9 protein-coding genes are annotated in these 14,123 nt (G+C 60.1%); 5 read left to right on the plus strand and 4 right to left on the minus strand.

Features of this window, described 5'->3' with window-relative positions; genetic code table 11:
• Positions 1-5: 5 nt before the first annotated feature.
• The 3 genes from AABC73_RS22885 (at position 6) to AABC73_RS22895 (ending at position 6,328) form a co-directional block, all read left to right on the plus strand.
• On the plus strand, positions 6-2,042 hold the full coding sequence (locus AABC73_RS22885; protein WP_341521081.1) for a TonB-dependent receptor: 2,037 nt from the start codon (positions 6-8) through the stop codon (positions 2,040-2,042).
• 356 nt (positions 2,043-2,398) lie between these two features.
• Positions 2,399-3,781 (plus strand): carbohydrate porin, encoded by a 1,383-nt coding sequence (locus AABC73_RS22890; RefSeq protein WP_341521082.1) that lies wholly within the window; start codon positions 2,399-2,401, stop codon positions 3,779-3,781.
• 132 nt (positions 3,782-3,913) lie between these two features.
• Positions 3,914-6,328: a glucose/quinate/shikimate family membrane-bound PQQ-dependent dehydrogenase gene (locus AABC73_RS22895; RefSeq protein WP_341521083.1), complete on the plus strand. Its 2,415-nt coding sequence runs from the start codon at positions 3,914-3,916 to the stop codon at positions 6,326-6,328.
• A 156-nt stretch (positions 6,329-6,484) separates the two neighbouring features.
• Here the strand turns inward: AABC73_RS22895 and AABC73_RS22900 are convergent, their stop codons facing one another.
• The 4 genes from AABC73_RS22900 to AABC73_RS22915 are packed head-to-tail and all read right to left on the minus strand — an operon-like array spanning position 6,485 to position 10,807.
• A complete protein-coding gene (locus AABC73_RS22900) occupies positions 6,485-6,904 on the minus strand; it encodes a group 1 truncated hemoglobin (protein WP_341521084.1) in 420 nt (139 codons plus the stop codon).
• Between the two features lies 1 nt (position 6,905).
• Complete coding sequence (locus AABC73_RS22905; RefSeq protein WP_341521085.1) at positions 6,906-7,781, minus strand: DUF3034 family protein; 876 nt, start codon at positions 7,779-7,781, stop codon at positions 6,906-6,908.
• 3 nt (positions 7,782-7,784) lie between these two features.
• Positions 7,785-10,139, minus strand: a complete 2,355-nt coding sequence (locus tag AABC73_RS22910) for an EAL domain-containing protein (protein ID WP_341521086.1) — start codon at positions 10,137-10,139, stop codon at positions 7,785-7,787.
• A complete protein-coding gene (locus tag AABC73_RS22915; protein WP_341521087.1) occupies positions 10,136-10,807 on the minus strand; it encodes a methylamine utilization protein in 672 nt (223 codons plus the stop codon). The genes AABC73_RS22910 and AABC73_RS22915 overlap by 4 nt, the downstream gene beginning before the upstream one ends.
• Positions 10,808-11,072: 265 nt before the next feature.
• On the opposite strand from AABC73_RS22915, the gene lon reads away from it, so the two are divergent.
• Together lon and AABC73_RS22925 are read left to right on the plus strand one after the other, a co-directional pair.
• Positions 11,073-13,493 carry an endopeptidase La gene (gene lon / locus AABC73_RS22920; protein ID WP_341521088.1) on the plus strand — a complete coding sequence of 807 codons (2,421 nt, stop codon included), beginning with the start codon at positions 11,073-11,075 and terminating at the stop codon, positions 13,491-13,493.
• Between the two features lie 152 nt (positions 13,494-13,645).
• Complete coding sequence (locus AABC73_RS22925) at positions 13,646-14,041, plus strand: protease inhibitor I42 family protein (RefSeq protein ID WP_065835457.1); 396 nt, start codon at positions 13,646-13,648, stop codon at positions 14,039-14,041.
• Positions 14,042-14,123: the final 82 nt, after the last annotated feature.

The raw sequence follows: 14,123 nt of genomic DNA on the forward strand, positions 1-14,123 counted from the left end.
TCAACATGTCTCGCCCTTCCAGCAAACTGCTCTGGCGTCTGTCGCCACTGGCAACCACCATGCTGCTCGCTTCCCCGTCCCACGCGGCAAACGTGGTGGATCTGCAACCGCAGGTGATCACCGCAAACCCGCTGGGCAGCAGCCAGCTCGCTTCGCCAGCGACCATAATCGAGGGCGATGAGCTGACCTTTCTGCAAAAAGGCAGCCTCGGCGAAACACTCAACAAGCAGCCTGGCGTGTCTTCGTCCTACTTCGGCCCTGGCGCCAGCCGCCCGATCATTCGCGGTCAGGACGGCGATCGTATTCGTATTCTGCGCAACGGCGTCGGCGCCTTGGATGCTTCGTCGCTGTCCTACGATCACGCGGTGCCGCTGGATCCGGTCAATGTCGAACGCATCGAAATCGTTCGCGGCCCCGCAGCGCTTTTGTACGGCGGCAGCGCCATTGGCGGCGTGGTCAACACCTTCGACAACCGCATTCCTACCGAAGCCATCGAAGGCATCCATGGCGCAGGCGAATTGCGTTACGGCGGCGCAGATACCACGCGCAGCAGCGCAGGCAAACTGGAGGCTGGCAATGGGCAGTTCGCGCTGCACATCGACGCCAACGCCCGGGAGTTCAATGACCTGCGGATTCCCGGTTATGCGCGCACCCATGATCAGCGCGCCAGCGAAGAAGGCGATGACAAGAAACACCGGCTGAGCAACAGCGACGGTCGTCAGGACGGTGGTGCGGTCGGCGGTTCCTACACTTGGGATGACGGTTACGCCGGTGTGTCCTACAGCAATTACGACGCCAACTACGGCTCGCCCGCCGAGCAGGACGTGCGAATTCGTATGCAACAGGAGCATTACGCGTTCGCTTCGGAAATTCGCAATCTGGCCGGGCCGTTTACCTCGGTCAAACTGGACGCGGGTTACACCGATTACGAGCACCGTGAAATCGAAGGCGGCGAAGTCGGCACCACGTTCAAAAACAAGGGCTACGAAGCTCGAATCGAAGCGCGTCATCAGTCGATCGGCCCTGTGCAAGGCGTGGTCGGCGCGCAAGTGACCCGTGGCGAATTTTCCGCCTTGGGCGAAGAAGCGTTCGTACCACAGACCGATACGAACGCTGGCGCCTTGTTCATCCTTGAAGAACTGCAAGCCACTGAGCGCCTCAAGTTGAGCCTTGGCGGGCGCGTCGAACACACCCGCGTCGATCCGGACGCCAAGGGCAACGAGCGTTTCTCTAATGCCGAAAACTCCAGCAGCTTTACCGCAGACAGCCTTTCTTCCGGGGCAATTTACAGCCTGACGCCGATCTGGTCCTTGGCTGCAACCCTGGGTTATACCGAGCGCGCGCCGACCTTCTATGAGCTTTACGCCAACGGCGCACACGTCGCCACCGGCACCTACGAGCGCGGCGATGCAGGCCTGTCGAAGGAAAAAGCCGTGTCCAGCGATCTGGCGTTGCGCTTCGATAACGGCACGCATAAAGGCAGCGTGGGCGTGTTCTACAGCCACTTTTCCAATTACATCGGTTTGCTCGGCAGTGGTCGTACGCTGAACGATGACGGTGAAGACGCCGCCGATGGCATCCCGGAATATAACTATTCAGGCGTGCGCGCCCGCTTCAGCGGCTTCGAGGCGCAGGATCACTGGAAGCTGGGGCAAAACCGTTACGGCAGCCTCGCGCTGGAATTGTCGGGTGATTACACCCGCGCCAAAAACCTCGATACCGGCGAAGCCTTGCCGCGCATTGCACCGTTACGCCTGAACAGCGGTTTGTTGTGGGAACTGGATAAATGGCAGGCGCGGATCGACATCGAACACGCCAGCGCGCAACGCAAAGTCCCGGATAACGAAACCGGCACCGACGGCTACACTACGCTGGGAGCGAGCGCCGGGTACCGATTCGACATGGGCAGCAGCCAGTGGCTGGCGTTCGTCAATGCCGAGAACCTGACCAACCAGACCGTGCGTTACGCCAGTTCGATCCTGCGCGACATCGCTCCGGCTCAGGGGCGAAGTGTTGAGGTGGGGTTGCGCACAGCCTTCTAAAGCTTTTCTGTTGGAGCGACCGGGGTGGCGATCCACCTTGCCCGCGAATCAGACGCTTCGGTGGCCCCAGATCCTCCGCGCCATCGTTCTTCGCGGGCAAGCCTCGCTCCAACGGCCCCTGGAGATTCTCCTAAAAGTCTTGGGTTGCTTCAGGTGCGACGCTTTGCCTCACTGTTGCAGCCTTTGCAATGATCCATGTCAATTTCCCCGCTGTTTGCTGAGTCGTTAGCCCCCTATCATTGCCACCTTCAACGGCTGAATCGATTAATCCTGTTTTTTCGATCCCTTCTCTCGTTTCTTCAAGCGCGAGATGCCGCTTTCGACCCTCACTCAATAACTTAAAAAGAACGCTCCTAATGTCCGATTACCCGAGACGATCTGCCGCCATCGCTGTGCCTGTGCTGCCGCGCCTGCAAACCATCAATGGCGTATGCGGCCTGCTGGCACTGGGCCTTGCGACTTGCGCGCAGGCAGCCCCCGCATTCGACGCCGACTCGCCGTGGATGCTGGGCGACTGGAATGGCAAGCGCAGCGAGCTTGCGCAGCAAGGGTATGACTTCAAGCTGGACTACACCTCCGAGACAGGCTCCAACCTGCACGGCGGTTACAACCATGACAAAGCCGTTCGTTACAGCGATCAATGGGCATTGGGCGCGCACCTTGATCTGCAGAAGATTCTCGGCTGGCACGATGCCGAGTTTCAGCTGACGGTGAGCAATCGCAATGGCGACAACATCAGCAACGACCGCGTCGGCGATCCGCGCACCGGCACGCTTTCTTCGTCCCAGGAAGTCTGGGGCCGGGGCAGCGTCACCCGTCTGACGCAGATGTGGTACCAGCAGAAATTCCTCGATCAGGCCTTGAGCCTCAAACTCGGCCGCTTTAACCAGGGCGAAGACTTCGGCACCTTCCCGTGCGACTTCCAGAACCTGGCGTTATGCGGTTCCCAGGTCGGCAACTGGGACGGCGGTATCGTCTACAACTGGCCGATCAGCCAATGGGCCATGCGCGTGAAGTACCAGCTGACGCCTGAAGTGTTTGCGCAGATCGGCGTGTTCGAACAGAACCCGTCGAACCTGGAAAACGACAACGGCTTCAAGCTCAGCGGCAGCGGTACTCAAGGCGCGGTATTGCCGGTTGAACTGGTGTGGGCGCCAAAAGTTGCCGGGCTGCCGGGCGAGTATCGCGCCGGTTACTACTACAGCACCGCCGACAGCCAGGACGTGTACAAGAACAGCAACGGTCAATCTGCTGCCGCCACCGATGGCGCCTATCGCAGCGCTTCGAGCAAACACGGCATGTGGCTCAACCTGCGCCAGCAAGTCACGGCCGTCGACGGAGATTCGAGCCGCGGCCTGAGCCTGTTCGTCAACGGCACGATGCACGACAAGAAAACCAACAGGGTCGACAACTATGTGGCGCTGGGCGGCTTCTATAAAGGCCCGCTCGATGCCCGCCCTCAGGACGACATCGGTCTGGCCGTCGCGCGCATCCACGTCAACCCGGCCTATCGCAAAAATTCTGACGCACAAAATCGGGCAGCGGCGGTCTACGACTATAGCGACCCGGCCTTCATGCCGTTGCAAGACACCGAATACAACGCCGAGCTGTATTACGGCGTGCACCTGACCAACTGGCTGACCGTACGTCCCAACCTGCAGTTCATCCGTCATCCGGGCGGTGTGGACAAGGTCGACGACGCGCTGGTCGCGGGCTTGAAAATCCAGTCATCGTTCTGACCAACGGTTGATTTGAACTGTCGGTAATACGTTTCAGCAACTAGCGTCAAAGTATCGCCACACGATTCGCCAGGAATCGGCGTCACGAATATCAAGGTTTCAATCACTTAATCTGTCACGGAGATTCACACTATGAGCACTGATGGTGCTTTCAGTCGATATCGCTTGCTACCGACATTGCTCGGGCTGGTGATCTTGTTGATGGGCCTGATCATGTTGGCGGGGGGGGTCAAACTCCTGCAACTGGGCGGTTCGTTGTATTACCTGCTGGCCGGTATCGGTTTCGCCGTGACGGGCCTGCTGCTCATCACCGGACGCCGCGCTGCGCTGGGTCTGTATGCGGTGATTCTGTTCGCGAGCACGGTCTGGGCCTTGTGGGAAGTCGGTCTGGACTGGTGGCAACTGGTGCCGCGTCTGGCATTGTGGTTTGCCCTCGGTATCGTCTTGTTGCTGCCCTGGTTCCGCCGCCCTGTGCTGCGTGACCAACCCGGCGGCCTGGCGACCGGCGCGTTGAGCGTGGCCGTGGTTCTGGCCGGCGTTGCCGCGCTGGCCAGCCAGTTCACCAGCCCTGGCGAAATCAAGGGTCAACTGGACCGCGACACTGCAGGCACCAGCAACACCGCGCCGGCCATGCCCGACGGTGACTGGCAGTCTTATGGTCGCACCGCTTTCGGCGACCGCTATTCGCCGCTGGCGCAGATCACTCCGGAAAACGCCAACAAGCTGGTTCCGGCCTGGACCTATCGCACCGGCGATATCCCTGGCCCGAACGATCCAGGTGAAACCACGGCGGAAAACACCCCGCTCAAGGTCAACGGCATGCTGTATGTGTGCACGCCGCACAGCCAGGTGATCGCACTGGACCCGGATACCGGCAAGGAAATCTGGCGCTACGATCCAAAGATCAGTACCCAGAATGCCGCCAACTTCAAAGGTTGGGCGCACATGACCTGCCGTGGCGTCTCGTATCACGATGATGCCGCCTATGCCGCCGCGCCAGCGCAAAGCCCGGCCACTCCGGCTGTTGCGACTACCGGCAGCAATGCATGCCCACGTCGCATCTTCCTGCCGACTGCCGACACTCGCCTGATCGCGCTGAACGCCGACACCGGCAAGGTCTGTGAAGACTTCGGCAACAAAGGCGCCATCGACCTGAGCGCCAACATTGGCACCTTCGCGCCGGGCGGTTACTACTCCACCTCGCCACCGGCGGTGACCAAAGATCTGGTCGTGATCGGCGGCCACGTCACCGATAACGTTTCGCTGGACGAGCCTTCCGGCGTAATCCGCGCATTCGACGTACACACGGGCCGTCTGGTGTGGAACTGGGACAGCGGCAATCCGGACAACACCACGCCCCTGGCAGAAGGCCAGAAGTACACCCGCAACTCGCCCAATATGTGGTCGATGTTCGCGGTCGATGAAAAGCTGGGCATGCTTTACCTGCCGATGGGCAACCAGACCCCGGATCAATGGGGTGGCAATCGCACGCCGGAGTCGGAGAAGTACAGCGCAAGTATCGTCGCGCTGGACATCGCATCCGGCAAAGTGCGCTGGAACATGCAGCTCACTCACCATGACCTGTGGGACATGGACGTGGGTGGTCAGCCGACCTTGCTGGACATGAAAACGGCGGATGGCGTCAAACCAGCCGTGCTGGTATCGACCAAGCAGGGCAGCATCTATGTGCTGGACCGCAGCACCGGTCAGCCGATCATCCCGATCAACGAAATCCCGGTCCCTCAGGGCGCAGTGGCCGGCGATCACACATCGCCGACGCAACCGAAATCCGACCTGAACTTCATGCCACCGCCCCTCAAGGAGCGCGACATGTGGGGCGTGACGCCGTTCGACCAGATGCTGTGCCGGATCGACTTCAAATCCCTGCGTTACGACGGCCCGTTCACCCCGCCGTCGCTGCAAGGCTCGCTGGTTTATCCAGGTAACTTCGGTGTATTCGACTGGGGCGGCATTTCGGTCGATCCGGTGCGCCAGATTGCGTTCGTGAATCCGAGCTACATGGCCTTCCGTTCGAAACTGGTCCCAGCGGTCGAAGTCGAAGGTGGCCCGGGTCGCAAAAGCGAAACCGAAGGCGTGCAGCCGAACAAGGGCGCGCCATATGGCGTGATCCTCGAAGCACTGCTGTCGCCAATGGGCTTGCCTTGCCAGGCTCCGGCCTGGGGTTATGTCGCGGCTGTCGACCTGACCAGCCACAAAACCATCTGGATGCACAAAAACGGTACCGTGCGTGACAGCTCGCCGGTTCCAGTCCCGCTGTCCATGGGCGTGCCAAGCCTGGGCGGGACGTTCACCACAGCCGGTGGCGTCGGCTTCCTGAGCGGCACGCTTGATCAATACCTGCGCGCCTACGACGTGCGTAACGGCAAGCAGTTGTGGGAAGGCCGCCTGCCAGCAGGCGCGCAAACCACGCCGATGACCTACACCGGCAAGGACGGCAAGCAATACGTGCTGGTCGTGGCTGGCGGTCATGGCTCGCTGGGCACCAAGCAAGGCGACTACGTGATGGCGTTCAAACTGCCGGATTGATGATTCGCTGAGGCAATGAAAAAAGCGGCTATCGAGAGATGGCCGCTTTTTTTGTGCCTGCAATAAACGCTGATCCCAGCAGATTCAGCACCTGGAACATCGCTTCGCGAACAAGTTCGCTCCCACAAAGTCCGCGCCGAACCTGGCCTGTACAGACTACTTCTCGATCACTTCCCCACGCATCGGCGCCAGACGCGCGATCAGGCGATTCTGGTTGGGCACGCAAATGCCTTCGGCGTCCATGGCGTCGATCAGGTCTTCCACCAAAGCGTTGAAGTCGCTGCGGGTCAGGTTCTGGCCCTTGTGGGATTCAGCCATGCTGTCGCCGGTATAACGACAAGGGCCGCCCGCTTCAACGCATAACTGTTCGACCAGTTTGTCCCGCAGACGCACGATATCGACTTTCCTGAAGTGTTCGACGATGCGTTGGTCCCTGGCGACATTGAGCAACATGCCTTCGACAATGCGCTGGATGCCCGGCCGCTCGCCGAGTGCCAGGTACAGGCTGTCATCTTCAGGCGGCTGTTGCGCACAACCGGCCAGCAATGCAATCAAAAACCAGCTCAGCAGACGCATCTCAGAAACTCCCCTGAATCGACAGATACGTCCCGTTCTGGTTATCCAGCGTGGCGATTTCGCCCAAGCGGGCGTAGGCCAGCACCACTGACAAATGCTTGCTGGGGAAATAACCTACGAACAAGTCAGCCCAATCGCTTTCGCCCGCAAAGGAAAGGTTGTCAGGCTTTTCCCGATACTCCACGCCCATCGCCCAGCGCGGATTGAACAGCACGGCCACCGAACCTTCCTTCAATACGCTGCGAGTATCCCGGCGGTCGCCGCCAAAACCGAGCAACCCGGTTTCGTTGGCGCGGCTGTAACGCAAACCGCCGTTGAGCACCACGTTGTAACCAAAGGCAGCGCCCATGAACAAGCGACTGGCGGTCAGATAACCCTCGACGTCTGAGTCACGCCTGGCGCCGATCAGACTGGGAATCAGGAAATCATTCTGGTGCTTGTATTCGAGGCCCAGGGCCACTTGCGGCAAGCTGTCGTAGATCAAGTCACCGAACAGCCGGACCTTGAGGCCGAAGATGTCCTGAGTGAGGTTGTCTTCCGGCAGGCTGAGCCTGCGCTGCAATGTGCCCAGATCAAATCGCTGATGGGCGTAGGACAACTCCACACGATTGCCATACGCGACCGACATACCTGCGACGTCGAGGGTGTAATCCGGCAGATCAATGTGGGTGGCGAACGCGCTGGTGCCCCATTCGCCCTGCTCCCCGTAGCCGGTCAACACCGCCCACGGAATAATCCCGCCGCCTGCCGCGCCTTCAATGCTGGAGGCACCGCCGGTGGCAATCAGACGGCCATTGTCGGCCTCGGCTATTTGCACAACGGCGCCCAGAACACAGCTCAACACAGAGCTCAGCACAACCGAGTTTTTGTACGACATGTCTCAATGAACCATCAGGCTGGGTGAATAAGTAGAGGCGCTCATCCATGCTTCAAAGGCCACAGCCGTCAACGGACGACTGATCAGATAGCCTTGCGCCGTGTCGCAATGCCAGCGCTCAAGCAGACGCAGGCTGTGCTCGTATTCGACGCCTTCGGCGACCACCTTGAGGCCCAGGTTGTGGCTCATCTCAATGGTGGAGCGCACGATGACTGCGTCTTCACTGGTTTCATCCAGGTTACGCACGAAGGATTGGTCGATTTTCAGTTCCTGCACCGGCAGCCGCTTGAGATGCGCGAGGGACGAATAACCGGTGCCGAAATCATCCACTGACAGGCTGATACCGCACTCGCGCAGCTTGTTGAGTACCGTCAGTGCATGCTCTGGCTCGCGCATGATCGCGCTTTCGGTGATTTCAAAAACCAGCTGTTGCGCCGCAACCTTGTACAAGCGCAGCAAGCTGACGACTCGGCTCGGTAAGTCCGCGCCAAGCAGGTCGTCGGCGGAGATATTCACCGAAACCTGCACGTGCAGGCCGCGTCTGGCCCAATCGGCCAACTGGCGCATGGTCTCTTCGATCACCCAACTGGTCAGTAGCTGGATGCTGCCGGTGCGCTCGGCCAGAACGATGAATTCGGCCGGCGACACGTTGCCGAACTGCGGATGCTGCCAACGCAACAGCGCTTCGGCCTGGCGCACGTGGCCTTGGCGAATGTCCAGTTTGGGCTGGTAATGCAAAGCCAGCTCACCGTTGCGGGCCGCGTGGCGTAAATCCCGAATCAGATTGATCTGGCGCTGGTGAGCCAGATCGCTGCCGTCCTGATAAACCTGCAAACGTCCCTGCATGCCTGCCGCATCCTGGCGGGCGATGGCCGCGCGCTTGAGCAACTCCAGCGCTGAGTCACCGTGATCCGGGTACACCGCGATGCCAATGCTGCATTCCAGTGTCACGTCGTGGCTGTCGATGCGTTGTGCCTGGCTCAGCAGACGTTGCAGTTGGTCGGCGGTGGCCACGGCGCCGTCGCTGGCCTTGTGGTCCAGCAACAGCAGAAATTCGTTGGCGGTCAGGCGGGCGACCGTATCGCCGGGGTTCAGGCTGGCTTGCAGACGCTGGCCGACCTGCTGCAATAACTCGTCTACACCTGCCGCGCCGCAACTCTGGTTGATCGCCAGAAAGTTATCGATGCCCAGATACAACAGCGCCATGGAACGCTGCGCGGCAATGGAACTGCCCAGACGCTCCATGGCCAGCGCCCGGTTGGGCAAACCTGTCAGCGAATCATGCAGCGCGTTATGCGCCAATTGGTGCTCGCGCACGGCAATGCCTTGCTGCATGGCGTTGATTGCCCCGGCCAGCATGCCCAGCTCGTCGCTGCGCGCCATGCTGACTGGCGTCTTGTAATCGCCGTTGCCGATGCGTCTGGCCGCCAGTGCCAGGATCTGCACCGGCATTGAGACGCTGCGGGCCAGAATCAACGTACCGATCAACGACGCCAACAGCGCGATGATGGAGATCCAGAAAATTTTCTGATCCAGCGGCGCGAACGCCAGCATGGCCTTGTCAATTGGGCTTTGCAGCAACGCGATGACCTGCTCGCCGCGGCCATCGGTCACGTTGTCGACCACAATCGTCTGGCTGAGAAAGCTCTGCCCGGAATGCTCGGTCTTGCGCACCTGTTCGACCGAAGCCGTGAGCATCAAATCCACAAGGCTCTGCCGCATTTCGGCCGGTTGGGTGCTGATCAGCCTGCCCGGCACGCCGTGCTCCACGGCCAGAAACGAGACTTCCAGGTCACTCAGCGAACGCAATTGCTGAGCGAAGGCTTCATCCATCACAAAGCCCATGACGACCCGGCCGATGGGCAACGGCGCGAGAACCGAGCTCTCCACCAGTAAATGGGGCTGCCCGCCACCGGGAACGATGACCATCGACTGTTTGTTGCGCTTGGCCTCACGCAGTGCCTGATCGAAGGGGAACGGCGTGCCTTCGACGACTGCCGGCACAGTGCTGGCAATCACCTTGCCGTCCATGCCCAGCAAGAACATGTCCGAGGCATTGATTCGGCCGCCATGATTAAGCAGCACAGAGCGAATGGTCGATGCATCGTCACTGGCCACGGCGTCGCGAAAACCGAAATCGGCCGAAAGCAGCTGCACACCGCCGCGCAATTGCTTGCCACGCATGTCCATCAAGCCATCGAAGACCCGTCGACCGACCTCAAGCTGGACCCGGGCCTGGGAGCGAACCGCATCGCCGGTCGCGGCTTTGACCGCGAGGAACACCGCACCCAAGACAATGACCAACAGCGCGATCAAGACGAAAGCAATGCGCGCCTGAAAACTGGTGCGCAGGTTCATTCATGGGTCGCCTTATGGAAAGCATCACCAAACGCTGTCGACGCGGGGCTGGCCGGTTCTTCATCGCTGCTCTCAACCTTGAGGCTGAAGCGTTGGGTCAGGCCGGAGGCCGGAATATTGAATTCGCCCCCGGATACCGGGCGCATGTCAGGGGTCTTCGGGTGCCAGAGCGTTGCCACGTAATGGCCAGGCGGAAGTTGATCCAGGATTACGCTGCCATTGCTGTCGCTAACGACAAACCACGGATCGTCGGTGACATAGATGTAACCGAGCATCCAGTCATGAATATTGCAGCCCAACACCACGACGCCAGGTTTATCGAACAGCAGCGGCTCGGACGGCGTACCGCCATACAATCGCAGTTCAAAGCGCCTGGCGGCCGAAAAGGAATAAACCTGATGCCGGATGTTGTCGCTGTTGGGGAATTTGACCTCGGTGCCGGTGTGTACGGCGAGGACATGCGGGACGAATTCCTTGTCACGCTGGTCCATGTCGGCCTTGAGTGCCAATACGTTCTTGCCCGCCGGTCCTTGCAGGGTCAGCACCGCCCCGACCAACGGTTTGCCGGTTTGGTTGACGAGCTGGCCCGTCAAGGTCGCGGCGACCGCCGAAGCAGCGCAACATGCGCACAGTGCCGACAGGATCAGTGAAGCAGAAAATTTATTCATGCAGTGTCATTCCGCAACGGCGAGCCGGTAAATAGAGCGCCAGCCTTGGCATCAAGGTGCTCGTCGCAGGTTGAATGCGTTGGCACGCGGGTTCACAGGTGAAAAATGTCAGGCGTCATCAACGCCCGCGTCTCAACGAGAAGCAGATTTTTCGAGGGCCGAACGCCTCGTTTTTAACCCTCTCACGAATGCTATCGACCGCAGCCATTGAAACCTAAGGGAGACCGCCCCATCTAAGAGCCATGTTCAATTGTGCAGGTGCCCCATGAGCGACCAGCAAGCAGACTCACACGATTTGCCAGATGAAGTAGACGCTGAGCACGAAGTAACCCTGAGTTCCACCAGCACCTCGCTCGCCTTGCCTGGGCAGAACCTGCCGGACAAGGTCTATATCATCCCGATTCACAACCGCCCTTTCTTCCCGGCCCAGGTGCTGCCGGTCATCGTCAATGAAGAACCGTGGGCCGAAACGCTGGAATTGGTGAGCAAGTCCGAGCACCACTCCCTGGCGCTGTTCTTTATGGACACCCCGCCGGAAGACCCGCGCCACTTCAATACCGATGCGTTGCCCGAATATGGCACGTTGGTGAAGGTGCACCACGCCAGTCGCGAAAACGGCAAGCTGCAATTCGTCGCCCAGGGCCTGAGCCGGGTGCGCATCAAAAACTGGCTCAAACACCATCGCCCGCCGTACCTGGTGGAAGTCGAGTACCCGCATCAGCCCAATGAGCCGACCGACGAGGTCAAGGCGTATGGCATGGCCCTGATCAATGCGATCAAGGAGCTGCTGCCGCTCAACCCGCTGTACAGCGAAGAGTTGAAGAACTATCTCAATCGCTTCAGCCCCAACGATCCGTCGCCGCTGACCGATTTCGCCGCTGCGCTGACCTCGGCGACCGGCGTCGAGCTGCAACAAGTGCTCGATTGCGTCCCCATGCTCAAGCGCATGGAAAAAGTCCTGCCGATGCTGCGCAAGGAAGTCGAAGTTGCGCGCCTGCAAAAGGAAATCTCCGCCGAGGTGAACCGCAAGATCGGTGAGCACCAGCGCGAGTTCTTCCTCAAGGAGCAACTCAAGGTCATTCAGCAAGAGCTGGGCCTGAGCAAGGACGACCGCAGCGCCGACATCGAACAGTTCGAAGCCCGCCTGGAAGGCAAGACCCTGCCACCGCAGGCGCGCAAGCGCATCGACGAAGAGATCGGCAAGCTCAAGGTTCTGGAAACCGGCTCGCCGGAATATGCCGTCACCCGTAATTACCTGGACTGGGCGAGTTCGGTGCCCTGGGGCGTGTTCGGCAAGGACAAGCTGGACCTCAAGCACGCGCGCAAAGTGCTCGACCAGCATCACGCCGGTCTGGACGACATCAAGGCGCGGATCCTCGAATTCCTCGCAGTCGGCGCCTATAAAGGCGAGATCAGCGGCTCGATTGTGCTGCTGGTCGGTCCGCCGGGCGTCGGTAAAACCAGTGTCGGCCGTTCCATTGCCGAATCCCTGGGTCGGCCGTTCTATCGCTTCAGCGTCGGCGGCATGCGCGATGAAGCCGAGATCAAGGGCCATCGTCGCACCTACATCGGCGCCCAACCGGGCAAGCTGGTGCAGGCGCTCAAAGATATGGAAGTGATGAACCCGGTCATCATGCTCGATGAAATCGACAAGATGGGCCAAAGCTACCAGGGCGATCCGGCCTCGGCATTGCTGGAAACCCTGGACCCGGAACAGAACGTCGAATTCCTCGACCATTATCTGGACCTGCGTCTGGACCTGTCCAAAGTGCTGTTCATCTGCACCGCCAACACCCTGGACTCGATCCCTGGCCCGCTGCTCGACCGGATGGAAGTGATTCGCCTCTCCGGTTACATCACCGAAGAGAAACTGGCCATCGCCAAGCGTCACCTGTGGCCTAAACAGCTGGCCAAAGCCGGCGTTTCCAAAGGCAGCCTGGCGATCAGCGACAACGCATTGCGCGCGGTAATCGACGGTTATGCCCGAGAAGCCGGTGTGCGGCAGCTGGAGAAACAGCTGAGCAAAGTGGTGCGTAAAGCCGTGGTCAAACTGCTGGATGAACCGAAGTCAGTCATCAAGATCGGTCCGAAAGACCTCGAAGCATCGTTGGGCATGCCGGTATTTCGCAACGAGCAGGTGCTGTCCGGGACCGGCGTGATTACCGGTCTGGCCTGGACCAGCATGGGCGGCGCGACCTTGCCGATCGAGGCGACGCGAATTCACACGCTCAACCGTGGCTTCAAACTCACCGGCCAGTTGGGTGATGTGATGAAGGAATCCGCAGAAATCGCCTACAGCTATGTCAGCTCGAACCTTGAGCAATTTGGCGGCGACCCGCGTTTCTTCGACGAAGCCTTTGTCCACCTGCACGTACCCGAAGGCGCGACGCCCAAGGATGGTCCAAGTGCTGGCGTGACCATGGCCAGCGCCTTGTTGTCTCTGGCGCGCAATCAGGCACCGAAAAAAGGCGTGGCCATGACCGGCGAGCTGACGCTGACCGGGCATGTCCTGCCAATTGGCGGCGTGCGGGAGAAGGTGATTGCGGCCCGTCGGCAGAAGATCAACGAGTTGATCCTGCCGGAACCCAACCGTGGCAACTTCGAAGAACTGCCGGATTACCTGAAAGAAGGCATCACCGTGCACTTCGCCAAGCGCTTTGCGGATGTGGCGAAGGTGTTGTTCTAAAAAGAGCTGCCCTACATCTGTTGGAGCGAGGCTTGCCCGCGAATGCCGATAACGCGGTATACCTGCCGCACCGCGTCGATTGGTTCGCGGGCAAGCCTCGCTCCAACGGAATCGGCTATCCTCCAGTCTCGTCAAACGAGACTGGAGCCTCCATGACCCCCGCCCGTCTACTCGCCCCGCTAAGCCTTTGCCTGCTCGCTGCCTGTGCACAGCAACCGCGCCATATCGTCACCCTCGAAAAACAAAGCGAATGCCCGCTGACCTTGAAAACCGGGCAGATCCTGCTGTTGACCCTGCCCAGCACGCCAACCACTGGCTACCGCTGGCAGATCCAGAACCCGGCGCAGGGCATCTTGCGCAGCATGGGCCCCGAGGTGTACAGCAACCCCGAGGACAAAAACATGGTCGGCAGTGCCGGTCAGTCGGTATGGCGTTATCGGGCGGCGGACGCTGGCAGCGGTCACCTGATGATGGTCTATCAACAGCCGTGGGCTCCGGAAGTCGCACCAGAACGCACTTTCGACTGCGTGATTACCGTCAATGAGTGAGTTTTAGCCCACTTCGCGCAGATGAGGTTTCGGCCTGGCCGTGGAATTGGCTAAAATGCCGCACTTTTCAGCCCTACGCCGG

The organism is Pseudomonas sp. G.S.17, from assembly GCF_038096165.1.
In the GTDB taxonomy this organism is placed as follows: domain Bacteria; phylum Pseudomonadota; class Gammaproteobacteria; order Pseudomonadales; family Pseudomonadaceae; genus Aquipseudomonas.

Bases quoted from the DNA above. Each gene is read 5' to 3' on its own strand.
- AABC73_RS22925 (WP_065835457.1), top strand. From the start codon at position 13,646: ATGACCCCCGCCCGTCTACTCGCCCCGCTAAGCCTTTGCCTGCTCGCT.
- AABC73_RS22895 (WP_341521083.1), top strand. From the start codon at position 3,914: ATGAGCACTGATGGTGCTTTCAGTCGATATCGCTTGCTACCGACATTG.
- lon (WP_341521088.1), top strand. From the start codon at position 11,073: ATGAGCGACCAGCAAGCAGACTCACACGATTTGCCAGATGAAGTAGAC.
- AABC73_RS22915 (WP_341521087.1), bottom strand. From the start codon at position 10,807: ATGAATAAATTTTCTGCTTCACTGATCCTGTCGGCACTGTGCGCATGT.
- AABC73_RS22890 (WP_341521082.1), top strand. From the start codon at position 2,399: ATGTCCGATTACCCGAGACGATCTGCCGCCATCGCTGTGCCTGTGCTG.
- AABC73_RS22905 (WP_341521085.1), bottom strand. From the start codon at position 7,781: ATGTCGTACAAAAACTCGGTTGTGCTGAGCTCTGTGTTGAGCTGTGTT.
- AABC73_RS22910 (WP_341521086.1), bottom strand. From the start codon at position 10,139: ATGAACCTGCGCACCAGTTTTCAGGCGCGCATTGCTTTCGTCTTGATC.
- AABC73_RS22900 (WP_341521084.1), bottom strand. From the start codon at position 6,904: ATGCGTCTGCTGAGCTGGTTTTTGATTGCATTGCTGGCCGGTTGTGCG.
- AABC73_RS22885 (WP_341521081.1), top strand. From the start codon at position 6: ATGTCTCGCCCTTCCAGCAAACTGCTCTGGCGTCTGTCGCCACTGGCA.